The following is a 24,156-nucleotide window of genomic DNA, read 5'->3' as shown; positions in this document are numbered from 1 at the left end:
TACTCCGGGAAATCGGGAAGATCAAATTTTCTGGTGTTCTTCTAAAATTGATTCAGCTCTAGGCTTATACAGCAGGTGAAATAGAGCGTCGAGATAGTGTAACAAAGACTCGCGACTTTCTCGGTGAACATAGTTCCAGAAACTATATAGTTTGGTGAGCAGTAAAAGCTGTCGGGTGTGATGTTGCCAGTTGTATTCATCATGAATGCGCTGAATACTTTTCGCAGAGATTTGCTCCCAATAGTTGGGATCAGCGTAAGCGCGATCGAGAAAATCTAAAATCTTGCGCGTTGAACCGTCGAGATCCGTCGGATTGATCAAGAATCCGTGTTTGTCGTCTTCAATGATTTCGGTCGTTCCGCCGAATTCGGTGGCAAAAGAGGGTAATCCAGAAACCATTGCTTCGAGTAATACTCGTCCAAATGCTTCAAAGCGAGCAAAATGTACAAAAATACCTCTGCGATCGGCAATGCTACGATACATTTCTCCGAGAGCAGGATTAGACAGGCGTTCACCAATCCAGCGCACATGCTCATGCAGTTGATAATAATCAATCAGGCGATGGATTTTTTCAATCTCTTCGGCTTCATCCGCGTTAATTGCAGCATCAACACTGAGTTTGCTAGTGACGAGAATTAAATTACAACGCTGCTGCAATTCTGGACTCCGCCCAAAACATTCAACTAGCCCAGAAAGATTTTTCACGGCTGTTAAGGGCGAGATCGCCAGAATAGGCGTGAGGCTTGGATCTGCGAGTTTGCCGAGAATATGAGACGCTTCTTGCTCGAATAAGAGATAAGTCAAGCGATCGCGGTGTTCTGACGATCGTGCTTCCGAATACGGGAAAAATACCCGTTCATCGACTCCAGGTGGAATGCGATTAAATTTGGGGCTAAAAAGCTCAATTCCATTGATCACATGGTAAAGCTGCGGCATCGTAAAGCATTTGTATGATTCATACTGTCCGAACGTATCTGGGGAACCAACAATCTCTTGATACGATGAAGTGACAATAAAATCTGCCGCATTCATGCTGATTAAATCTGCGGTAAATTGCGCGGAAAAATGATACTGCGGCTCTAACTCTTGCCAATATAAATTACTAAATAAATGTTTCGGCTTTTCGAGCGAATGGGCGATGTTACAATGCGTCACGTTAAGCTGACGTGCGATCAATGAAGCAACTAAATTGCCATCGCTGTAATTGCCAATAATTAAGTCTGGTTTTCCGTTTAATTGTTCTAAGAGACGAGACTGAGCATCGATCGCGAAAGTTTCTAAATATCCCCAAATCTCAAATTTAGAAATCCAGTTATCGGTAATTTTAGAATTAAATTCTCGAAACGGAACTCGCAGAATCCAAGTATTGTTCGTATCATCTACTTTTTCAAGCGGTAAATCGCATTGCGTACCTTCGCAATTGGGAATGAGTCGTGTCAAAATCACCACTTGCGGCTGGATATTCAGCATGTCTAATCCAGCTAGATGAATCTCTTCTTGGAGTTTGCGATCGAGACTTCGGGCTTGATCTAACACATAGGCAACCTGTCCCAACGTTTCCGATCGCCCTAAGTAGTCTTGTCCCACCCAGCCATGAATGGAACAGAGCGCAACTCGAAACACAGATGGAAATCTCGCAACAAATGCCTCTAAGATCGCAGGCTGCGGCATGTTCACCATTTGATCGACGAGTTCCATCATTCCGCGAACGCGCTCAACCGTATTTCCCCATCCTGGCTCGAATCCTAAAGGCTGTAATTCTGCATGTACGCTTTGATATGATTCGTCTGAAGCTTTCGATTTCAGAATTTGAATGGCTTGCCGAATCTGCTCGGCTAACTGTTCTCCCGATTCAATTTGATCATTAATCAGCAGCGGAATTCCGTCATAGTGATGCCGATGCAGCACATCAAATAAGGTTTCGAGCCAATAGGAGCGATCGTTGAGAACCTGGCTGGATAGATATCGATTGAGAAACGCTAAGCCTTGACCAATATTGCGGGGATCGTCAACCTTCGGCGTATGCTCATAAAACGGTGTGACATCGATTTCAAACAGTTGATCTTGCGCCCGGCCCACAAAGCGATCGCGCGCTTCGAGTAAAGCTTTCGGTGGCATGACCTGAGCTTTAGTTAGTTCTGAATCGAGACACCAAATTTGCTGTCCTCCAATCCAAGGGCGTAGCAGCAACCAAATACAATCTTCTTCTAACAGCAACTCATGGCTGTATTGAATCAACGTTCCGAGGTGTGAAGAGTGGAAAAAATGAGCCGGTTTGCGGGCTTCATGACAGTAATCAGCAAACGCATGAATGATCTCATTTTTCAGGAAATACCGTTGATTAGAGCGACTCAGGGTTTGAATCAACTGCTGTAAAACTGCTTGCTCATCAGCATGATGTAAAACTGCTTCAATTAACTGTTGCATAGAACTATCCATCGAGTACCTAGAGTTCGATCGATTCTGACTCGCGACTCGATGGACTATCTAAAAACCACTAAAAGAATTCCAACCCAACGCCATCAAGCCACAACTACTTAATTTCGTTATAGAACTTCGATCGCGAAATTACACCTAGCCGATGATAGAGTTTTCTCAATCCTGACTCCATGTAACCTGCTTCTTCACCCCAACTCCGTCTTGAATTGTTGCGCCTTGATAAGAACCTGATCGAGTCTGAATCACAACGCAATAGAGGTCAGTATCTCCGCAATTGCGCCAACACCGTTCTCCTGCTGGATCAACTCGCACGATCGAACCTTCTTGAACCGGGAAAATCTCACCATCGATCTGAAATTCGCCTTTCCCCTTGATAAAAATATAAATTTCTTCATTCTGCTGATGCTTGTGATAAAAGGGCACGGATTTCCCTACCGGCAACTTATTGAATGAGAGTTCTGCTCCCGTCAGCTGAAGGAGATCTTTTAAAAAGATTTTTCCGTCTACTTGGAGTTTGGGCGCTTCAAATTTGAATTGATCTAAATTCTCTAAGTTACCTAAATCAACTACTGCAAAGTTTTCTCCGGTTTTGGGTTCGAGCATGACTCATTACTTGTAAATTGCAAGTTAAAAGTAACAAATTGACTTGTAAAATGCAAGTAATCGGAGGAAATCAATTATGACTGCTCGATCGCATTGTCCGATCGCCTCAACGTTAGATCTCATTGGCGATCGTTGGACACTTCTCATCATTCGCGACATGCTTTATATGAAAAAACGACGATTCGATGAATTTCTCGAATCGCCGGAAGGAATTTCTACCAATATTTTGAGCGATCGACTTCGCAAACTTGAAGAAGCCGAATTAATTGAAAAGCAACCTTACAGTAGTCATTCCCGTCGAATGGACTATCAACTGACCGAAAAAGGGAAAAGTTTGCAGCCTGTTCTACGATCGATGATCAAATGGGGACTCGAAAATCTCCCCGCTACCTCAATTCCGTCTCAACAGACTCAGTAAACTATTGAACGCGATTCAGCCTAGCAACCACATTTGAGCCGATCGAGCTGGCACACTCAGGGAGAACTGATTGCCTGAAAGTGTCATCGTTTGCCCCTGAATCAGCTCGCGATACTGACCCGGATTCTTTAAGCCCCAAGTGCTCAAATCTACTCGTTGCTCTGTACCACTCTTGTTAATCGCAACCATTCCCTGTTCTCCTCTTCGGAAGACGAGCAAAACATCGCTTTCGTAGAGAATGTGCATCAATTCTCCCTGAACTGCATTGTGGAAAGCAATCATCGCAACAATATCGGGACGCTTGTAGAAGTCGAGCCAGCGATCGCGATCGACATCATGTTTTGACTCATTATGATCCGAGTAAATCAGCGGCACACCGCCATCTCGACCCAAAATATAAGCATGAGCTAAATGTTCATCTTGCGGATCGAGCAGCCAGAAGCGAAAGCCATCATTGTGAGGAATATCATGGTTCACGACAAAGGTAACAGCTCGATTCCAAGGTAAAGCATTGCCTTGATCTTGAGGATTGGCTAAAGCCCGCAATGAACCACCAAATCCAAAGGCTTCGCGGATCGTTTGAAACAGCGGGAAATCATAGGCAGACATCCAGGTTTCTCGCAGAAAGGGTTCGAGAAACACCTTTTCGTCGTTCTCACTCCCGGTTAACACCTCACCAAACCAGAAGCGATCGTGAAACGCTGGAGCATCTGCAAGATTATCAATCATATGTTCTGTAATATGCTTGATTGCATCAACTCGAAACCCATCAAATCCCATCTCGACCAGCGCTTCGACCATTAAATACTGCTGTTTTAAGACCCAATCAGAATCTTTGAGATCCGGCAACCCGGACAGATTTTGAGACTGAACAGTTCCGCGATCGCCCCATTCGTGCCCCTCAATTTCTCCAGCCTGGTTAAAATCCCACGGCGAAAACAAGCCCTCATTCAAATCCCCATACAATCGATTTTCTGCGAATAAAGCAGGTTCCGCTTTGTAGCGCTCAAGCTCGGCTTCTCCTGGAAAGTTAAGATGATCCGCGCGCGCTTCATTTGCCATGTGATTGATGACTAAATCTGCATAGACCTGAATTCTAGAACTTCCACTATGACAAGCTTCAAGCAGATTTTCTAGATCTCGCTTGCCTCCCAGATGAGACAACAAGACCCGATAATCTTTTGGCTGATAGCGTTGCCACCATTGATCGCCTTTGGGATCAGAGTAAAGAGGGGGCGGGATTAATATTGCTCCATAACCTGCCGCACGAATCGCATCGAGGTTTTCAATAATCTCGGTATACCGCCAATTGAAAGCGTGAAGAGTAACATTCCGCATGTCGATCCGCTCCTTAGTCTCGGTTAACGGGGCAAAAACAATAACCCACACTAACCACAGAATTAGGGATCGTCAAATAAATTTCCAACTTGAGAAGGTTGCAGCCTGTCCACAAGGTTGATCGAGTTCATCCAAAACCGTCCAGAGGATGACGTTTTCAATCCAGAATCGTTTCCCGGTGCTAGAAATCCGAACGCCCCGATAGTCACTGATATAGCCTTGGGCTTTTGCTTGCGCGAGCAGACGCGATCGCTCTTCTTGGCTGATCGGTTCTGCGGAATATCTCGATGGCAATTGTGTAAAGGTGTCCCAGTCCATTTCCCAGAGGTCTAACGCTTGCCGATTCGCATAGTTAAAAATGGGATCAGATTCGGTTCCATGCGAAACCACGACAAAGGGCGCTTCAAACAATGCTTCAGGCGTTTCGATTAACGGTTTACCTGTCCAATGCTGAAAGCTTGTAATCAAGCGTTGAGCCTGTTGAATTCGAGAAATCATTGGGGAAAGTTACAGTCGCAAGCAGGATAAGCGGTTTGATACGTCTCGGATCGCCGACCAAACAGCGCATATCGATTATCTCGAACTTGGGCATAGACGCGATCGCCAACCCATTTCATTCCCGGCAAATTTCGATACGCCGTTACAAATACATTACCTGTCGGTAAGAGTCTGCCAATCTCTTCTGCGGCATCACTGCCTTGCCAGCGTTGATCGGGCTGGTTGTTATCGATCACAATCATTCCCATTTCGCAATCTTTAGCCGTGACATTGAACTGAGCTAATCCAGCTTCGTCTTGCATGGGGAGATATTGAAAGAGCTTGCCTTGATCAATTTGTTCAAGAACTTGAACGAGATTCGAGCAAAGATTACATTGCCCATCGTAAATGACGGTGTAAGGTTTCATCGGCTAAAACGTTGGCGAATACGATCGACAAATTGATCGACTTCCTCTAATTTTAGCTGAGTCGCTAAGAGCGCGAAGACGACAAGACCGATACTGCCCGCGATCGTCGTTTGAGCCAGCGCTAAGAAGAATCCCTTAAACCCGGATAAATTGGCGATCGCGTTAGAAATAAACCAGCTTGCAGTTCCAGCAAGAATGCTACTACTCGCTAAGCCTAGGATCGAATACCCCCATTGGAACAACGGTAAGCCTCCCAATCTACGGTTTAGAAAATAGAGCAGTACGAAAACTGAGAGAATATTCACGCTCACGGTTGCTAGTACGATCCCAACAATGCCAAACGGTTTGTAAAACAGAAAATCGAACAAGGCATTGAGAAAGATATTGACCATACTAATTTTGAACGGGGTGTCGCCATCTCCCAAGCCATAGAACACCCGCACAAGAACATCCCGACTGAGATATACAAACATCCCAACCGCATATGCCATTAAGACAGACGCAACAAGCTGAGATGCTTCAGGTTTGAATGCACCTCTTTCGTAAACCACTCGCACGATCGGAGTTGCGAGTGAAATCATCAATGCACTTAGCGGCAGCATCACAACCGCAGTTCCAAGTATCCCTTGGCGAATCCGCTGTTTTAATTGGTCAGCCTGACTCGGATCAGCCAATCTAGAAAATGTCGGTAACAGCGGGACGAGGATCATATTCGAGAGAATCCCCAACGGCGTTTGAACGAGCAGATTGGCATAATCCAAACTCGCGATCGCGGCAACAGCATTCGGTAAAAATGCCGCAAACGTTAAGTCTGTAATCACATTAATTTGCAGCATTCCAGACGAGAATAAAGCGGGACCCATCACTCGCAGCACTTCTTGAACGCCCGGATCATTCCAGACAAATCGCATTCGGAATCGTCCTAATCCCGATTGGCGCTGTGCCCAGAACTGAGCTAACCATTGCAGAACTGTTCCAATCAGCGTTCCGAGTGCCAGTACTATTCCTCCAATCAATGCATAATTCGGATTGGTACTTGCAGATCCCGCAGTTAGGATAAAAATTCCAATGCCCGCAATTAGCGTCAGGCTTGACAGCAAAGGACTAATCGACGGCAGCCAGTACTGATCAGCAGCATTTAATGTGCCAAATCCGATGCCAATCATTCCAGCGAACCAAGCGATCGGAGCCATGATTCGCAATTGTTGAATGGCGATCGCTCTCGTCTCAAGTCCCTGTGCCGTTTGCTGCAATCCACTGGCAAGTAGATCAATAAAGAACGGTGCAAAGATAAAAACGACGATCGCAACAACGAGAAAAATACTGCCAATTAAGGTTGAAATTGCTTCTACTAAAGGAGCAGAGTCTTCTTTTTTCCGCTTGGCTAGAGCGCTCACCATACCACTATGGAAAGGCCCATTAATTCCGCCAAGCAGAATGAGGAAAAAGCTCGGAATAATGGCAGAAATATCATAAGCGGCTTTTGCCGTACCGACTCCAAATGCAAAGGCGATCGCGAGTTGTCTGACCAGTCCAACGACTTTGCTGATAAGAGTTGCGATCGCAACGATTCCTGCGATTCCTGCAAGAGAGCGTTTCGGTTTGGGTTGTGTTTCAGTCACATTAAATACGGCAAAATTGGCTTCACTTATTTAAGCACCTACCCGATCATTCAGCACTACAAGATCATTTTCTCCATTGCAGTCTGCAAGTCCTGAGTGAGATCTGCAACGGCTTGTTTTGTAGCACGTCGATCGCCTTTGGTAGCCGCCGCACGATCGCTGACTGAAATCGGATCGCCCACGGTGATTAAGACCGATTGTTTCCCGAGTTTGGGACGTTTGAATGCATCACCGCCTTTGATGCGGGTAATCATATCCCATAAGAGTAAAGTCGTTTCCGCAAAGCGATCGAGCGAAGGTTTTTCGATCACATATCTTCCGGTGACCGCAACAAAACTCTCGACGAGTCGCATATGCCAAATTCTCAGACTGGCTTCTTCAGCAACGCGATCGGCAAGTCCTCGATCGACCGGAGAGAGTTCGCCTAATTTCAGATCTTCTCGGAAAATTAAATCCCAGGCTGCTTGCTCTAAGCGGCGACAGCGATCGATGACGCTTCCTTTCGGTTGAATATCAAAATACTGTTCTGCAACAGTCAAAGCTGAATCCATTAGGACTTGCAGCCGCAGTGCCAGTCTCGCATTCGGTTCAGCATGTTCGACTGAGGGTAGATCTTGATGATAAAACTTCTTGTAAAACGATTCCATCACCGTTAGCATATGTTCTGCGATCGTATACAGTCTTGCATAGCGATCAGGATTTTTCGGTGTGATTCCTGTATCGGTTTCTAATTCACCTAACAGTTGATCAACCGGAGTCCAATCGCGTTTGACATAGTGATATTGAATTCCGATCGGAACAATGATCACTTCTTCATTGCGATTTGCTTTTTGTAAGTCTTCGACGCACCAAAAACCCATCTGTGCGATTCCGGGTTCCAGCGGGCTGACAATTTCGTTATGTCCATTGGTTGCGCCTTCAGGGGCAGCCATCAGCGGGAATTGTCCATTGGCTAAAAGGTCGCGGGCTGAGCGCAATCCAACGCGATCGAGCTTGCCGCGATGAATCGGAGTTCCGCCCAGTTTCGAGTAAATCCAGCCAACTCTAGACCCTGCCCATAACGGAATGCCGCGATCGTACATGAAGTGAGAGTGAGTCGGTAATCTGAGCCGAATGCCTTGGCGACGAGCAGTCCGAGGCAGCAGATAGTGCATCAAATACATTAGGCAAAACGGATCATCCGAACTCGGATGCCGAAAAGCCATGAGTAAGCGGATTTTGCCGGATTGAAATTGTTCGTACAGATCAACAAGTTTTTCGACCTGGATCGCTTCGATTCGGGAAATCGCAGTTCTGTGTCGCATCCAGAACGGGAGAATCGATCGCATTCCGCGCAGGATGCTCATGTTCAGGTCGGGCGGGATAAATTCAAGTGGGGGTTGGACAAACTGACGAGGACGCGACACAGTAAACTGCTCCTAACACAAGAGATGTCAGTATCTTAGATGCAGTTTTTTCAGATGATCACGATCGCGTTACAGATTGATAATCGGTTCAGAAAATAAAGTTCAGTTTTAACTGCCAGCCTGTTTCTGTGCGAATCAGTTCAATTTGTCGAATGAATTCTCGAAAATAAAATCGGCGTTCTGCTTCTGAAAGATCCAACCAGAATTGAGGAATCGAAACCGTTTGAGCGATCGCTTTCAAATTCACCGGAGGCAGTTGAGACAGTTGCGCTTGTAATTGAGCGATTTCACTTCGCAATTTGTACGATCGCAAATCTGCTGTTTCTGAGTCTAAAATTCCAGTTTCAATCAAAGGTGGAATTTGTTCAAGAATTGATTGCTTTTGGGCGATCGCACCGTTAATTCTTTGCTTGATGGCATCAAGATCAGGAATTCCCGCTTCTGAAACAGCACGCGGAAGATCTTCGCAAATTCTCTCGATCGTGGATTGAAGAATGTCATCATATGCGATCGCTTTGCATTGTTTCGGACATTGCATCGGACGAAGATATAAGTACTCTTTTTGTCCTTTCTTTCGAGATGTCACGCGTGTCACCGTCATTCCCGATTGACACTCATGACAAGTGACGAGACCTGCAAGCGATCGGGGTGCGCTAGCAGTCCGAGCAGGTAAGCGACGATTGCGGCGCAGTAAGCGATCGATTTGTGCGGCTTCATCACGCGACAAAATAGCAGGATGAGTGTCGGGAATCGTTTCGCCAGTTTGATACTCCAAATCCCCTCGGTAAACAGGGCTAGTGAGCCAGCGTTGTCCGGTCGAGACTGAAATTTTTTTGCCGTATTTCTTTTCTAAAAATCGGACAGCATCGCGTAGAGAACCGTAGAGGAGAAAGCGATCGAAGAATTCTTTCACGACTGGGGCAGTTGTGCGATCGAGAATATAGCGATTTCGACTGCGCCGATAGCCGTAAGGGGCTTTTCCGGGTGGAGCGAGGGTTTTGACTCGATTTTGGGCGTGACCTTGCCGAATTTTGCGGCTGCGTTGGTTGTACTGTAAGTTCTGTAATTGTTCGAGTGTCGTCGCAGAGAGTGTTTCAGATTCAAGCGTAATCAGTTCGATATTCAGAGTTTCGAGTTGAGCAAGTCGGGTTTGGATTTCAGCGATCGATTCTCCGAGATCCTCGACTTGTCGAATTAGTAATTGAACGGGTTCATTTTGATGATCGTCGATGAGTTGCTGTAATTGAGTTCTTCGCGTTGTGAAATCTTGATAAATGCGATCAACGTTGTATTCCGAAAATACTAACTCTGACGATTCTTCTAGCAATGGATCAGAGTAGAGATAAGCAATCACCATGCGGTTATGCTTCTCCTAATTCAATCATATTTCCATCCGGATCTTTAACGAATAAAGCAGGTCGCCCCGAAGCACTCATTTGAATCTCACATCCTGCCTGAATCAATGTTGCTTTAGCAGTTTCAATGTTCTCGACCGAAAACGCCAAATGCCGATTCCTACCCCACTTTTCAGCGAGAGTTTCCGAAACAGGAGCCGAATCTGCAATCAAATGAATTTGAAACGCTCCAATCTCGTACCAAGCCCCCGGAAACTTCAACACTCGATCGATCTTTTTCAACCCCAACACGGTTCCATAAAACTGCTTTGATTTCTCCAAGTCAGAAACCACGATCGCAGCATGTAAAAATTGGGTGAGTTGCATAACTATTAACGTTTCGGTGCATAAATGGGCATCTGATTCGGATTATAAGGCGTAGGTTCAGATGTCGGTTGCACCTGTTCGACAACCTTAAAAATATTGATAAACAAGATATTTCGCGACAGATCGACACAGCCAATAATGTCAGGATTACGCGCCCCTGTCGGCAATTGAAAATAGTTCGAGCCGCCTGGACGCGGATAATCGTAATTATTAGCAGCACTTCCCGGACGCGGGAAAGTATAGCCATCGTCAATCATTCCCATTCTTCTGCCACAAAGATTTGAACGATCGCCCGGTTTCCTGACTCGAATCACAATTTGGCTATCTGCATCATCTGAAAAAGAGTCAAGCATACTGTGCGGAATGCCATACTCTTGAGCTTTCACCGTACCGGGAATCAAGGCAACAGCACCGATTATCAAAGCAATTAGTTTACGTTTCATGTCGATTTCCTTTTGAGAACTGAATCAGAAGCCTCAATCTGAGTTAAAAAATTGAGAAGTCATCACACTGATTCAATAGGAATCACTTCTTTGATTTATGCGATCGCGCCAAGACCCATTAGAAACCTTTTCCACTTTCCTGCAATTTGAAGGCGATCGCGCTTCCACCTGGGCAACCGATGCCCGATTGCGCCGCAGAATGCAGAAATGCTTAGAATCTGCCTCTGGCTCCCTCAATTTTTGGTCGCTCTATTGGTTGAAAATTTGGCAGGAAAAGAGCGATCGCGGTGCAGTTGATCATTTGACCGCTTATTTGCAAGAAACCTGCTATTGGTCGGCTCATAAGATGCTGCTGAATTTCGCAGCAGTGCAATATACATTGCCAGATTGCTTCCAAGTCGCGATCGTCAAAGTTGAGAAAATTCTCCAAAACTTCAACGCCCAACAAGGCTTCAACTTACAAAACTACGCCAGTGCAATTTTTTCCAGTACGATTCGCGATACCTTACGTCAGCGGCAAGAAGTTGATATCTGCACGAACTGGGCACTGCTTCGGAAAGTCAGCCAAAAGCGTTTAGTCGAATCGCTGGAAAATGCTGGATTGAGCGCAGAAACGATCGCATCTTATGTCCTTGCGTGGAACTGTTTCAAAACCTTGTATGTTCCGACTCAAGCCACAGGTACGCGAAAATTACCTCGACCCGATGATCAGACCTGGACAACGATCGCACACCAGTACAACAAAAATCGCGAAGCTCTACTCGAAGCAACTCCCACTCTGATCGAGAAATGGCTCATCACTTGTGCGAATGCTGCCCGAAATTATCTGAATCCCACTTTAGTTTCTATCAATACACCGAAACCTGGATATGACTCCGGGGAACTCCTCGACGATGTGCCTGAAAGTCCAAGAGAATCTCTGATCGCAGATTTGATTGCAGAAGAGGAAATACAAGAACGTCAAGCCCAACGATCGAACCTCAACCAAGTCTTAGAAACCGCGATCGCACAGCTAGACGAAGAACTGCGCTCAATTTTGCGCTTGTACTATGCCGAAAATTGTACTCAGCAGCAAATGGCAACTCGTCTGAACATCAAGCAATACACGATTTCTCGTCGCCTCACCAAAGCCAAAGAACTCCTCCTCAAGAGCCTTGCTACCTGGAGTCAAGAAACACTGCATATTTCCCTCACCCCTGCCCTACTTCAAAGCATGAGTGCCGTCCTTGAAGACTGGCTACAAACCCACTACAAAAACCTGGAGAACTAGCCATGTCTCTCGACCTTTTTCTCGAAACTGATCCGACCCAACTCTGGCAACCCAATTGGACAGCCTATCTCAATCAACTTTGTTTGAGTGCTCTACTTCCCTGGTTTCAATCCGAAACGCCCAGTGCTAGAACCTGGGTCAACACCAACGCACTTTCTAGCTTTTGGGAATTCGTAAATGGAACAGCTTTCACCGTCAACGGATTGCGATTCGTTGTGATTCCCACTGAATCGATCGACCATGATGAACTTCGCATTCCTCAAGAATGGATTGATCTACCCACTTGGGCAGGCGATTACTATTTAGCAGCACAAGTTGAACCAGACGAAGGGCGCGTCAGCGTTTGGGGCTATGCGACTCACCATACTGTTAAAACGCAAGGACACTTAGATTTCAACGATCGTACTTATTGCCTCACCTCAGATCAACTTGCCAATCCTGAACTGATTTGGCTAACTTCAGAACTTTGTCAGCCCCAACTTCGAGCCGAGCTTGCAGCACTACCTGCATTGTCGATCGAACAAGCGAACAATCTCATTACTCGGCTGAGCAATCCTGAGTTACTTTCTCCACGCTTAGCACTTCCCTTTCAGACGTGGGGAGCATTGATCGAGCATGGTGGCTGGCGACAACGCTTATATCAATCGCGCCAAGGAATCACTCAACCCTCGATTCTCGAATGGTTACAGTCGGGGGTTTCTCAACTCTTCAACTGGGAACGGCTCGAACTCCAACCCGGCTATGCAGCAGCCCGAAGTGCAGATCTGACAGCACCAACGAATGTTCTGTCTCGTGTGCTAGAGATTGCAGGACAGCAATATGAGTTGCAGGTCATTCCACAAGCAGATCAGACTTGGCGATTTGAACTGCACAATCTTTCACCCGGTGGAATGGTTCCAGGTGGCTTTAAGCTGCGTTTACTCACAGAAGATTTGCAGAGCTTTGAAGGCAATGAAGCGATCGCGCAAACAAGCGTTGAATCGCTCTCGATCAAGGTCGCGCTAGACCCCGGAGAAGGCATTGTCTGGGAGACTGAGCCGCTGAGTGAAGGCTACGATCGAGAAATTCTCCGCTTTTAATCGTGTTCTGAGGCCCCCGAAATTTTGACAACTTCGGGGGCCTTTTTCAACCCAAAAATAAGTCCGCCAAATTGGCTACATATACAGCAAGAATTCCCCCATCCCAGAAATTCAGCAGATACCTTATATACATAGCAACTCAAACAGCAGTTGCTACTCTCAAAAAAAACATTCAACCACAACGGAGACCATCATGATTATCAACGAATTGACCTATCAAGAAATCGCAACCGAAGCTAACGAACTCGAAGGCGGAGTTGACTTCTCTCTGAACTACACTCAATTTCAACAACACACAACTTTGATGCAAACAGGTTCCACATCTGGTCCTGGCGGAAGTACTTCCTTTGCAACCGGTGGTAGCTTGCAAATTGATACGTCCGGCTTTGGCGGGATTGTTCTAGGTCTTTAATTGACTGCCCAATAAGTTCACACCCTTGCCTGATGTGAACTTGTGAAACTCTATGCTCCCAAACTCTCGAACTCCGATTTCTTTGAAGAGATCGGAGTTCTAACTCCCTCTATCTCTAGCCAAGGAGCGATTTTATGATCATTGCAGATATCGACTATACAGAAGACGCGATCGCAGAACATTCCACCACGATTCAAGGAGGTCGCCGTCGCAAAAAACGACAAAGTAATCTCTCTCTCTTCTCGTTATTTCAACCCCTTCTACAATCCCTAAATATCAATCCTGCAGCCTCAGCTACCATTGCCAATCTCGGTGGCAATTCCATCGGCAATACTGCAATTTCAACCAATATTTCGATGCCTATCTTCATTGTGATCAACCAATTTGGGGACGGACAAATTTTTTGGTAATACGCGCAAAGGACTAAGAAAATGACTAGCTTTAAGGGGGAAACGATTCACTCAGAAACCATCATTGCAACGCTAAAAAAAACTTTGCAACTGAAAGAAATTTGCCGCAACATCTCTTACCAGAAAATCATTGATCAAGCGATCGAGTCGCGTGAGATCACCGTCACTCCTGAAGAAATCCAAGCGGAAGCAGACCACATTCGCTATGAAAATCGGCTCTTCCGCTCGGCTGATACCTTCGCGTGGCTCAATGATCAACTCGTGACGCCTGAAGAATGGGAAGCAGGCATTCGCGATCGCTTGCTGACTAAAAAACTCGCTCAAACTTTATTTGCAAAAGAAGCCGATCGCTTTTTCACAGAAAATCAGCGCGAATTCGATCAAGTGCTGCTTTACCGGATTGTGGTTCCGTATCAGCAACTTGCTCAAGAGATTGCCTATCAAATCCAAGAAGACGAAATCAGCTTTTATGAAGCTGCCCATCTGTATGATTCAGATGATCAGCGTCGATTTCAATGTGGGTATGAAGGCAAGCTCTATCGGTGGAACCTCAAACCCGAACTTTCTGCACGCGTCTTTAGTGCGACTCCAGGACAGGTGATTGGTCCGATCGAGATGGATCAAGCCAGTCATTTACTGCTCGTCGAAGAGTTCATTCCAGCCGAGTTTACTCCTGAGCGTCAGCAAGAAATCCTCGATCGTATGTTCAATGAATGGTTAACCACCGAATTGAACTATCTGATCCATACCTAAGCGCAGTCTAGCAAGGGACAAAGTTCCAGCCCAAAGCCTGAGCGACTTGCTTCGCAAGTACCATCGGCTCGAATGGTTTTGCGATCGCAGCTTTAATTCCGAGTTCTTCGTAGTACTGATAGTCGCTCACTTGAGCTTTAGCTGTGAAGAACATAACTGGAATGTGCTGAGTAGCAGGATTTTCCCGCAGCCGATTAAATGTTGCAATACCATCCATATCTGGCATCATCACATCGAGCAAAATCGCATCCGGCTGCTCAAGTTCCGCGGTTTGAATCCCTTCTAAGCCAGAACTTGCGGTCAGCACATCCCAACCTGCAACAGTTTCAAGGCAGATCTTTGTCACTTCTTGAATGTACTCTTCGTTATCCACGACTAAGATGCGTTTTCTCATGTGCTTGAAGTTTCTAAACGAGAGACAGGTTCTCCATCTTCTATTTTCCTCGTTTGTGCTGTCAAAAAAAGCGATCAACCATCAGAAGATCAACTCACTAGAAGATGATTCGGCTTGTCAGAACGATGATGTTGAATGACTTTTGCAAAATGAGAGATCGGCTGAAGCGCTGCACTTCGCCCAGAGTGAATCACAAAAGGTTTTAATCCAGCAGGTTCTAGTATAGGAGAAGAGACTGTGGTCACAGGATCATCCATCTCAAGGTTAGGCATTTCTGCCCAGCAGGAGCGACAGAACCAATACAAAGATCCGCGTCGAATATGGCGGAGAAGTCGATCTGAGCAGCAAGGACAATTAGACATTTTTTATCTCGGGTATAGAATCGGAATTCTGTCGGAATGAGAAATAGGGTCAGCAGAGGTATTAAGTTCAACACTATGCCTCAAAATTGAGGAATTGATGAGGAAATGAGCAGGCATCCCCTTCTAGTCACAATTCGATACCTTTCGTAAGATTACGAGTCGAATTTGACGGCAAGTTTCCAGATTTACAGGTAGTTCACAACCATTCATCAGAAAACCCCTCTCTACTCCCCACTCCCCACCTTCCGACTCCATACGATATTGTTAACTAATATTTCTAAAACGCTAAGATCAATGATTGCTGCTGTCTCGCTTCAAAATGTGCATAAGCTTTACAACAAAGTTCCAGTCGTGAATGGGCTTTCGTTTGAAATTCAAGCAGGAGAGATGTTTGGATTGCTCGGACCGAACGGTGCAGGAAAATCAACCACAATTCGGATGTTAACCACGTTGACCAAGCCTTCAGATGGCCAGATTCAAGTTGCTGGATATGATGTGGCTCGTCAGCGATCGCTTGTAAAGTCCCGCATTGGAGTCGTCCTTCAGCAAATCAGCATCGACAGCGATCTGACTGTCTGGGAAAACATGGAATACCACGGGCGCTTACATCACATTCCCAATCCAGTCCGCCAGCAAGAGATTGATCAGGCATTGGAATATGTGGAACTCAACGATCGCAGAAATGACCCTGCGAAGACGCTTTCTGGCGGGATGAAGCGCCGTCTCCAAATTGCACGCGCCTTATTACATCGACCTGAAATTCTTTTCCTGGATGAACCGACCGTTGGACTTGATCCACAAACGCGTCGCCGCTTGTGGGAAATTATTCGCGATTTGAACAAGCAAGGAATGACCATCCTCCTGACCACGCACTACATGGATGAAGTGGAATATTTGTGCGATCGCATTGGCATCATGGACAGCGGCAAACTGATTTCACTCGGCACGTTAGAAGAATTGCGGCAGCAGCATGGCAAAGGCATTGTGATGAAGCAGGCAAGCGATTCTTGGGATTACAAGTTTTTTCCAACCGTCGAAGATGCGAATCATTTTTTGGATCAACAGCCCGATAAAACAGGCATGATGGTGCGCCCATCGAATCTAGAAGATATTTTTGTAGAGTTGACCGGGCGAAATCTAGATTAGCAATCTCCAAACAAATTGGGCTTAGCTCAGCCCTTGCATCCTGCTAGCAAATTCTGTCAATTGAAAAGCCTCACATAAACGAAGTGCCGACTCCTTTCGGAACGGCACTTCGCTAGTATTCACTGAGATTTATACTTTAGAGCCTTTAAATTGGCTGGCTCCATTTGATCTTTATCTAGAATGCCAGCAATTTTCTTGACCCTCGAGTTTCATAATCTTTTCTACAGATTTACGGCTTGTAAGGAGTCAAAGTCGCACCTAAGGCTTGAGAGAGCCAAACTTCGAGCGCATGAACTGGATATTTTCGCGCCACTTCAGCCGCCGGATCGACCATCGGCTGTACCAAGATCGTACACATTCCCAACCGATTGCCTGCTAACACATCTGTAAATAAGCGATCGCCTACCATGCCCACCTGCTCCGGTGGCAAATTCATCGCTTCTACAGCTCGTCTCAGCTTACGTCGAGAAGGCTTGCCTGCTCCGATAATATAAGGAACGCCCAAAATATCCGCAATGCGCTTAATGCGATTCTCGCTAATATTGTTACTTGCAAGCCAAATCTCTGTCACTTGGCGCACCTGCTCAACCCAAGGCAATAACTCGGTTGAAATCTGCGCGGTCGTAATTGGAACCAGCGTCTCATCGACATCTAACACAAGACCACGCAAATTGCGCTCAGATAGCATTTCAGGTGTCAAACCTAAAATCGTGGTATCGAGAAGAAGATCGGGTTGAAGGAGTTTGCCCCAAGTCATAGCAGGTTATCGGGTGAGATTGGACAGAACAAAGTGAAAAAATACTGACGACTCGCGTAAGTGCTGCAATTCGTAGAATCAATTACATTCTTGCGCATTTTGTCAGTTTATTAAACAACGCTCTAGGTTCTAGTCTAGAACGTTGCAGCTATAATCTCATACCTGAAGACCACGGATCGAATTGTGAAGCTGCGTTAATTTCCCGTTTTTTGCGGAGTTTTTTGCTGTTCTTTCTGCGCTTGGGCATCGACGCGATCGCGGATCTTACCCTGCGCAGATTCATGCTCTGCTAACGTTCGACTAAACACATGTGATCCATCGTATCGCGCCACGAAATAGAGATAGTCGGTCGCTTCAGGATTTAAGGTTGCCTTTAAACTTGCAACCCCAGGAGCCGCGATCGGGGTCGGAGGCAAGCCTGGCGTGACGTAAGTATTATACGGAGAAGGAGTCGCAACTTGAGCGTAGGTCAGCGGATTTTCAGGCGTTTGTTGAACACCAAGCGCATACTCTACCGTGGGGTCTGAGCCTAAGGTCATATTCTTCTTCAACCGATTGTGAAAGACTCCAGAAATAATTCCCCGCTCAGACGGAATCACGGCTTCTTTCTCAACAATGCTAGCGAGCGTGACCCATTGCAGCAGAGACAAATTAGTATTGGCTCGGTTTTTGTTGTAGAGCGGTAGCGCCACTTGCTCAAAGCGATTCAGCATTTGGCGAATCACTTGTTTTGGGGTAATCGCGCTCCCCGCTTCGATCTGATAGGTATCTGGATACAAAAATCCTTCCAGAAATGGCAGATTCGCAGGCAGCCAAGGATAATCAGAATTCGGGATTTCGCTCGCGGCTGCTAGAAAGTCTTTCGCTTTGAAATAGCCTTGTTTCTCAAAATAATTTGCCATCTGCTTCATCGACCAACCCTCAGGAATGGTGAAGCTGCGCTGTGCAACTTGCCCGTTCCAGATCGTGTTCGCGATCGATTGCAGAGAATCTCCGGTCGAGAGTTCGTAATTTCCAGCCTGGAATCCGCCATCTGGGTCTTGCCACATCATCCAGCGTGCCAGAACATCCCAAGCCTTCGCTGAACGAATCAGCCCAGCAGCTTCGAGTTCTTGTCCAATTTGTTGAGCCGAAGTTCCTTGGGGAATTTGGATCAGGATTCGTTTTCCTTGGTCTGCTGTCGCTTGCGGGGTCATAGGCGAACTCGCAAAACTCCACCAGGCTTGAGCGCGCCATGCAGAGAGTCCAAGTGCAACCCCGACGAGAGCTAGGAAAAACGAAAATCTTGCAAAGCTTTTAGCGATTTTCATCAGTAAATGAATGTGAGATGCGGAGAACTGCAGCTGATGCCTTCGTTCAGAACAAATATTAATTCAGTTTGTCAACCTGTCAACCGCTTTGAATAAAGTTTTATAGCAAGATTTTTAACAAATTTGATGCCGGGGGATCAAACCCAATCAGTAATTTTAGCCTTTATTTCAGATCAGGAAAAACTTTTTTCTTAACTTCAGAAAGTGGGCGGGGATGATTCGGATCAAATCAATCCCCCGTTCCCAACTGTCCGGGTAATTACTCCATTTCATCGAATAGCTGATCTTCGATCATGGGTAGCATTGGCTCGATTTTTTTCAGTTCTTCTTGGGAAAGGAGATGCGGATTTCCGTTGTCATCCAGCCGCGCCAAGATGAAGTAGGGATCGAGCGGGGTATAAATGGCATATTCTTGTTCTTCATGCCAGAAGCTCGCGAGGAGTTGCAGTTCTTCTTGGTCATCCTCACCGTCAGATTCCACGCCTTCCCAGCTTTCTTCGTCGTCGAGATCTGGCAAGTCGCCTTCAACCGTTAAAACAACTGCGGTTTGCTTGAGCGCTAGATTCTGTTCTTCTAGAACAGCTTTGGCGATCGGAAAAACGAGGTTTATAGTTTCCTGATCTTCGACTAATACGGCTTCATCTTCTTCGCCATTTTCTTGCCAAGCGAAAATCTCGATCGGCGAGTCAACGGGAAGCAGCAGCACGTATTCTTGGTCTTCCACGTCTAAAGAATGCTCGACATAGCAGGTCAGCGTTAAGCCTGCGTCATCCGTCAGGGTTACGGTGGGAGCATCCATGTTTTCCATGCTGTCTTCGTCCATTGGACTCTCTCTATCTCTCTCTTTATTAAACGAATTGCGGACTCGGCGGGATAAATCGCGTTTGCCCTCACAAAAGTATCTCGTAGAATGGGCACTTTGTTTCAGGTACAAGGGTGCGAGGCGGATTGATTCTTTAATCTGCTTACCCTGACACTTTGCTGAAGAATTTATTCATTTCGTGTCGTTACTTTCCGTACAATATGTTCATATTTCTTTACGGGAGAGCGAGAAATGAGCTTGACGGAGATGCTAGAGCCGATCGCTGCGTTTTTTCGATCGCTGAATGTGCCGGAACCGATCGTGCATTGGGGTCATCCAGCCATGATGAGTATTGTGGTGTTGGTGATGGGAGGCTATGGTGCTTGGGCGGGCTGGCAGAGCCGAATCGCGCAAGATAAGGAAGTCGCCGAGAAGAGTCGGGCAGATCATCGCAAGATTATGCCTTGGGTCGTGGTGTTTTTGACAATGGGATACACAGGCGGCGTGCTATCGCTGGTGATGCAGCACAAGCCCATTTTGGAGAGTCCGCATTTTTGGACGGCGAATGCGGTGTTAGCGCTGCTGTATTTGAATGGCGCAATTTCGTTGTTCAATTTTGCAGGCAACAAACCTGGATTACGCTTGTTCCATGCTTATTTAGGAACTGCGATCGCAGGAATTTTGATTCTGCATGGAGTGTTTGGACTGAAGTTGGGTCTGTCCATTTAACTCACGCCCAAATCATGAGAAAAAGCGGGGTGATTCTATCCCGCTTTTTTAGCTCAAATCGCACATGCTTGACATCGCTAGTCATTGCCCACAATCAATCGAATAGGGAGATAGAGATCAATCTAAATCTGGCTTCTCCCCATCTCCCCACTTCGCAAATCCCCACTTCGCAAAATTCATGCGGTTAACAACTAGATTTTCAGAATTACCTGACTCGACTCACCTCAATGATGTTTGAGGTAGATAGCAAAGCAGCTGGTGTCCTTTCCGTCGAAACCAGAGAATTGCCTTGAGATGAGATTGCCGCATGGGCTGGAATTTTTACAGGGGGGCGCTCTTCTTGCTTGATAGCAATTTCAGTTTTCTGATTGATCAGCGTTCCATTGAAGATGCCCGTTGAACGAAAAGTACGATCGCTTTCAGACAAGATGCTATCTAGGGATTGATTGAGTCCAGTCTGCGGATAGATGTAGCCTAAAATGCCCTCATCTTGATAGCCTTGATCCTTACCTTCTTGTAGATTAGTCGTGTAGAAATGGTCTTTCCCATTGTATTTGCGATAGACCGGAATCGTTTTATCTACTTGTTTGGGGTAAACGTAGCCTAAAATGCCCTCATCTTGATAGCCTTGATCCTTACCTTCTTGTAGATTAGTCGTGTAGAAGTGATCGCCACCGCCAAATTTGCGATAGACCGGAACTGTTCCTGGTTGCTGAGTCACATAAACGAAGCCCAAAATTCCTTCATTCACATAGCCATGCACTTCTCCTTCTTGCGGAGTCGTCGTATAGAAATGATTCCCTCTGGCAAATTTTCGATAGACGGGCAACATGTCAGTGGTGTAAATCTTCCAATTGCCATTGCCAACTGTGACATCAATCGTGAAGGGGACATTACTAACCTTCGAGATTTGTCCAATCACTTGCATCGTCACTTTGCTATGGGGCGGAGCGATTAGCGGAATGCTTTTTTGGAGAGTGATAGTCTCTTTTGTACTGTGAGTGAATCCAGCCGTGAGGGACAGTTCAACTGAGGCTGTTGTTTCTGCGCCTAATATCAAAAAATCAGTCTTTCCTTTGATAGAAAAGCTAGACTTCAAGCCTGCGGTAATTGAGAAGGTTTGAGCCACTTCATACGATTGGCTGACCACATCGGTAAAGCTTTGATTGATTGCAGAATCGTTCGTATGAATCACTTCGCCAACGATAAAGGGCTGAGGCTGTTGAATTGGGGTTTCAACTTGCATGTCAGTGCTATATTCGATACCTGGATATTGCTGAACCAAAATTTGATAGGGGCTATTTTTAGCACTGAGTCGAGCATTAAGCTCTTTGACCGTTTCTTCTGAGATGGTGGTCGTGATTTGAGGCATGGTGTCATTTTCCTGAATGATGAAGTTGGATGATGGCGAGTTTGAGTTGAGTAGCTCATCGCGCTAATCAATGACACGTTGCGGTTTTCACGATTATGCAGTGGCGTACAAATCTGTTGGAAAAGATTGAGAAGCGTGCATCTGCTTGGAAGAGAGGGCAGATCAGTTTGTGCGTAGGGGAGTTGGGAATTCTAGGGAGCATGGTAACGGATAGAGAGGAAATATGCAGCCTGTGGTGGTTTGGGGCTTGGCTTACATTGTGGGATTGTTGCTTACAGCAATTCCGATGGGAGGAGCGATCGTATTGGGCTGCGGAGTCATCAGTGCGATCGTTGCGCTGAAAAAGAGCCGAAAGTATGCGCGAATTTTTGCGATCGCTGGATGCGTCGGCTTACTTGCAGGGATTTATCTCCAGTTTCGGACACCTCAGCCGAATCAGATTGATGTTAGTCGCTTTATTCCCAAAGAAAAGCAGGAAGTTACTGTCTCTGGAAAAGTAGCAGCATTGCCGAAACTGACGCAGAGTGGGAAGTTACAAGTCTGGTTCGATGTAGCAGCAGTCGGGGAGCAGAAAGCAGAGGGGAAGCTTTATGTCACATTGCCGGAAATCGAAGGAAAAGACTTATTTCCAGGACAAGCGATCGCCATTACGGGCAATCTCTACAAACCAAAGCCCAAGATGAATCCGGGTGGATTTGATTTTCAGAAGTACTTGGCACAAGAAGGTAGTTTTGCAGGATTGAGTGGCAAATCGATTCGATTACTTGATCTGAATCAGAAACCAGAATGGGGTTGGTGGATGGTGCAGAAACAGATTGTGCGATCGCAAACTGAACAACTTGGACAAGCAGAAGGTGCGATTGTTGCTGCAATGGTGATTGGCGGACAAGTTGTCGATATTCCTTTTGATGTCAAAGAAGCTTTTTCTAAAATTGGGCTTTCTCACGCGCTTGCTGCATCTGGATTTCAAGTGACGCTAATTTTAGGTGTGTTACTCGCTTTGACGCGACGATTGCCGAAAGTGATACAAATTAGCTGTTGCGGAGCAGGTTTGATCTGTTTTGCGGGATTAACAGGACTGCAACCTTCAGTGATGCGAGCAGTTTTGATGGGATTTGCAATCTTGATTAGTTTAGCGTTTGAGAGAAAAGTTAAGCCATTACAATCGCTATTAATCGTTGCAATCATTTTATTAATCTGGAATCCATTATGGATCTGGAGTTTAAGTTTTCAATTTAGCTTTCTCGCCACGTTAGGTTTATTGATTACAGTTCCAGCCTTGTCAAAACGATTAGATTGGTTGCCGACAGTGATTGTTCCCGCGATCGCAGTTCCAATTTCGGCTTTACTTTGGACGCTGCCACTTCAGCTTTTTTCATTCGGAATCGTTTCGCCGTACTGCATTCTGGCGAATCTGCTCACCACTGTATTGATCTCGTTTATTAGTTTGGGTGGGATTGTCAGCGCGGGGGTGAGCTTTGTGCTTCCAGCGATCACGAAGTTCGCGTCTCCAATTCTCTACTATCCAACTCACTGGTTGATTGAGCTAGTCAAGTTTTTCTGCCAACTGCCCGGAAACTCGATTGCCGTTGGAACCATCTCGACCGGGTTGCTGATTACTTTATATGCGCTGATTTGTACGCCTTGGTTGTTTCCTAAGTTTCGGCGGCAATGGTGGGCTTTTTTGCTAGTTGGAATGAATTTAGTGTTTATTCCAGCTTGGTATACGCGATCGAACTTACTTCAAATTACGGCGCTTTCTGCGGGTGCAAAGCCTGTAATCGTAGTGCAAGATCACGGACGAGTGGGACTCATCAATAGCGGTCAAGCCGAAGCCGTAAAATTCACAGTTTTGCCGTTTTTGCGCAAAGAAGGCATCAATCACATCGATTGGGCGATCGCGGCTTCTCCCTCGATGTCAGACGGTTGGAAGGCGCTTTTAGAAGCGATGCCGATTCGCGCACTCTATGATTTTTCTGGGAAAAAGCAGCAGGTGATTTCGTTGAACGTGGTCGAGCAATTAGCGCAGCGCAGTGGCAAGTATGTCTCCATTACGCCTGGGCAGAAGATTGAATCTGGGACGATCAAGATGCAATTCTTAAGCGTTGAACCAACGATCGTGCAGATTGCGATCGCGCAGCAGCGATGGTTATGGCTCAGAGATGCGCCGAACGTTTCGCAGTCCCAGGCATTGGGAAGTGCATTAGTCGGAAATGAAATTCTTTGGTGGTCTGGGCGGCAATTGCACCCTAAGCTGATTGAGAAATTGCAGCCGAAAACCGCGATCGCTTATTCTAAAACCATTCATCCCGAAACCCTGACGCAGTTGCAGCAAAATCGTGTCCAGATTTATCAAACCGAGGCAGATGGAGCGCTGCAATGGACGAAAAATCAAGGGTTTCAAACAAGTTTAGAAGTTGATGAGTCAGACGGTTCGTTCCTGTAGTATATTAGGTAGGCATGTC

25 protein-coding genes are annotated in these 24,156 nt (G+C 46.1%); 9 read left to right on the top strand and 16 right to left on the bottom strand.

The window, feature by feature from the left end:
• Positions 1–21: 21 nt before the first annotated feature.
• Entirely contained in the window at positions 22–2,427 is a 2,406-nt protein-coding gene (locus tag OU814_RS01340) for a sucrose synthase (protein WP_268179859.1), read from the bottom strand.
• A gap of 168 nt (positions 2,428–2,595) precedes the next feature.
• Positions 2,596–3,042, bottom strand: coding sequence for a cupin domain-containing protein (locus tag OU814_RS01335; RefSeq protein ID WP_268179857.1), 447 nt, complete (start codon positions 3,040–3,042; stop codon positions 2,596–2,598).
• Positions 3,043–3,118: 76 nt separating this feature from the next.
• On the opposite strand from OU814_RS01335, the gene OU814_RS01330 reads away from it, so the two are divergent.
• Positions 3,119–3,460, top strand: a complete 342-nt coding sequence (locus OU814_RS01330) for a winged helix-turn-helix transcriptional regulator (RefSeq protein ID WP_017290916.1) — start codon at positions 3,119–3,121, stop codon at positions 3,458–3,460.
• 15 nt (positions 3,461–3,475) lie between these two features.
• On the opposite strand, the gene OU814_RS01325 is transcribed toward OU814_RS01330, so the two are convergent.
• The 8 genes from OU814_RS01325 to OU814_RS01290 form a co-directional block, all read right to left on the bottom strand.
• Positions 3,476–4,798 carry an alpha-amylase family glycosyl hydrolase gene (locus tag OU814_RS01325; RefSeq protein WP_268179855.1) on the bottom strand — a complete coding sequence of 441 codons (1,323 nt, stop codon included), beginning with the start codon at positions 4,796–4,798 and terminating at the stop codon, positions 3,476–3,478.
• A 72-nt stretch (positions 4,799–4,870) separates the two neighbouring features.
• The gene (locus OU814_RS01320; RefSeq protein ID WP_017290918.1) at positions 4,871–5,296 is read right to left on the bottom strand and encodes an MEKHLA domain-containing protein; all 426 of its coding nucleotides are present in this window, start codon (positions 5,294–5,296) and stop codon (positions 4,871–4,873) included.
• A complete protein-coding gene (locus tag OU814_RS01315) occupies positions 5,293–5,703 on the bottom strand; it encodes a thiol-disulfide oxidoreductase DCC family protein (protein ID WP_268179852.1) in 411 nt (136 codons plus the stop codon). The genes OU814_RS01320 and OU814_RS01315 overlap by 4 nt, the downstream gene beginning before the upstream one ends.
• Complete coding sequence (gene murJ, locus OU814_RS01310; protein ID WP_268179850.1) at positions 5,700–7,325, bottom strand: murein biosynthesis integral membrane protein MurJ; 1,626 nt, start codon at positions 7,323–7,325, stop codon at positions 5,700–5,702. Before murJ ends, OU814_RS01315 begins: the two co-directional genes overlap by 4 nt.
• 56 nt (positions 7,326–7,381) lie before the next feature.
• A complete protein-coding gene (locus OU814_RS01305) occupies positions 7,382–8,731 on the bottom strand; it encodes a 1-acyl-sn-glycerol-3-phosphate acyltransferase (protein WP_026148980.1) in 1,350 nt (449 codons plus the stop codon).
• Positions 8,732–8,819: 88 nt separating this feature from the next.
• On the bottom strand, positions 8,820–10,088 hold the full coding sequence (locus OU814_RS01300) for a recombinase family protein (RefSeq protein WP_268179847.1): 1,269 nt from the start codon (positions 10,086–10,088) through the stop codon (positions 8,820–8,822).
• A 4-nt stretch (positions 10,089–10,092) separates the two neighbouring features.
• Positions 10,093–10,452 carry a VOC family protein gene (locus OU814_RS01295; protein WP_268179845.1) on the bottom strand — a complete coding sequence of 120 codons (360 nt, stop codon included), beginning with the start codon at positions 10,450–10,452 and terminating at the stop codon, positions 10,093–10,095.
• Between the two features lie 5 nt (positions 10,453–10,457).
• A complete protein-coding gene (locus OU814_RS01290) occupies positions 10,458–10,895 on the bottom strand; it encodes a hypothetical protein (RefSeq protein WP_268179843.1) in 438 nt (145 codons plus the stop codon).
• A gap of 97 nt (positions 10,896–10,992) precedes the next feature.
• Here OU814_RS01290 and OU814_RS01285 point away from each other — a divergent pair, with 97 nt between their 5' ends.
• The 5 genes from OU814_RS01285 (at position 10,993) to OU814_RS01265 (ending at position 14,819) form a co-directional block, all read left to right on the top strand.
• Positions 10,993–12,165, top strand: coding sequence for a sigma-70 family RNA polymerase sigma factor (locus OU814_RS01285; RefSeq protein ID WP_268179841.1), 1,173 nt, complete (start codon positions 10,993–10,995; stop codon positions 12,163–12,165).
• Positions 12,166–12,167: 2 nt separating this feature from the next.
• Complete coding sequence (locus OU814_RS01280) at positions 12,168–13,244, top strand: DUF1822 family protein (protein WP_268179839.1); 1,077 nt, start codon at positions 12,168–12,170, stop codon at positions 13,242–13,244.
• 193 nt (positions 13,245–13,437) lie between these two features.
• Positions 13,438–13,656 carry a CTB family bacteriocin gene (locus OU814_RS01275; protein WP_017290927.1) on the top strand — a complete coding sequence of 73 codons (219 nt, stop codon included), beginning with the start codon at positions 13,438–13,440 and terminating at the stop codon, positions 13,654–13,656.
• A gap of 134 nt (positions 13,657–13,790) precedes the next feature.
• Positions 13,791–14,066 (top strand): hypothetical protein, encoded by a 276-nt coding sequence (locus OU814_RS01270; RefSeq protein WP_268179836.1) that lies wholly within the window; start codon positions 13,791–13,793, stop codon positions 14,064–14,066.
• A gap of 21 nt (positions 14,067–14,087) precedes the next feature.
• Complete coding sequence (locus OU814_RS01265) at positions 14,088–14,819, top strand: peptidylprolyl isomerase (RefSeq protein ID WP_268179835.1); 732 nt, start codon at positions 14,088–14,090, stop codon at positions 14,817–14,819.
• Positions 14,820–14,826: 7 nt separating this feature from the next.
• Here OU814_RS01265 and OU814_RS01260 read toward each other — a convergent pair whose 3' ends face one another.
• On the bottom strand, positions 14,827–15,213 hold the full coding sequence (locus OU814_RS01260) for a response regulator (protein WP_017290930.1): 387 nt from the start codon (positions 15,211–15,213) through the stop codon (positions 14,827–14,829).
• 89 nt (positions 15,214–15,302) lie between these two features.
• Entirely contained in the window at positions 15,303–15,575 is a 273-nt protein-coding gene (locus OU814_RS01255) for a hypothetical protein (protein WP_268179832.1), read from the bottom strand.
• Positions 15,576–15,869: 294 nt separating this feature from the next.
• On the opposite strand from OU814_RS01255, the gene ccmA reads away from it, so the two are divergent.
• Complete coding sequence (gene ccmA, locus OU814_RS01250; RefSeq protein WP_268179830.1) at positions 15,870–16,721, top strand: heme ABC exporter ATP-binding protein CcmA; 852 nt, start codon at positions 15,870–15,872, stop codon at positions 16,719–16,721.
• A 229-nt stretch (positions 16,722–16,950) separates the two neighbouring features.
• Here ccmA and OU814_RS01245 read toward each other — a convergent pair whose 3' ends face one another.
• From OU814_RS01245 to OU814_RS01235, 3 genes are all read right to left on the bottom strand, one after another.
• Positions 16,951–17,478: a YqeG family HAD IIIA-type phosphatase gene (locus tag OU814_RS01245; protein ID WP_268179828.1), complete on the bottom strand. Its 528-nt coding sequence runs from the start codon at positions 17,476–17,478 to the stop codon at positions 16,951–16,953.
• 194 nt (positions 17,479–17,672) lie between these two features.
• Entirely contained in the window at positions 17,673–18,788 is a 1,116-nt protein-coding gene (mltG, locus tag OU814_RS01240) for an endolytic transglycosylase MltG (RefSeq protein ID WP_017290934.1), read from the bottom strand.
• 259 nt (positions 18,789–19,047) lie between these two features.
• Complete coding sequence (locus OU814_RS01235; protein WP_017290935.1) at positions 19,048–19,611, bottom strand: DUF3727 domain-containing protein; 564 nt, start codon at positions 19,609–19,611, stop codon at positions 19,048–19,050.
• 231 nt (positions 19,612–19,842) lie between these two features.
• Here OU814_RS01235 and OU814_RS01230 point away from each other — a divergent pair, with 231 nt between their 5' ends.
• A complete protein-coding gene (locus tag OU814_RS01230; protein ID WP_268179825.1) occupies positions 19,843–20,319 on the top strand; it encodes a DUF4079 domain-containing protein in 477 nt (158 codons plus the stop codon).
• A gap of 205 nt (positions 20,320–20,524) precedes the next feature.
• Here OU814_RS01230 and OU814_RS01225 read toward each other — a convergent pair whose 3' ends face one another.
• A complete protein-coding gene (locus tag OU814_RS01225; protein ID WP_268179823.1) occupies positions 20,525–21,691 on the bottom strand; it encodes an ETX/MTX2 family pore-forming toxin in 1,167 nt (388 codons plus the stop codon).
• Between the two features lie 223 nt (positions 21,692–21,914).
• Between OU814_RS01225 and OU814_RS01220 the strand changes: the two genes are divergently transcribed.
• Positions 21,915–24,137 (top strand): ComEC/Rec2 family competence protein, encoded by a 2,223-nt coding sequence (locus OU814_RS01220; RefSeq protein WP_268179821.1) that lies wholly within the window; start codon positions 21,915–21,917, stop codon positions 24,135–24,137.
• The last annotated feature ends 19 nt before the right edge of the window (positions 24,138–24,156 follow it).

The organism is Leptolyngbya sp. GGD, assembly GCF_026735145.1.
In the GTDB taxonomy this organism is placed as follows: domain Bacteria; phylum Cyanobacteriota; class Cyanobacteriia; order Leptolyngbyales; family Leptolyngbyaceae; genus Leptolyngbya; species Leptolyngbya boryana.
This window is presented reverse-complemented; position numbering and strand designations above follow the sequence as displayed.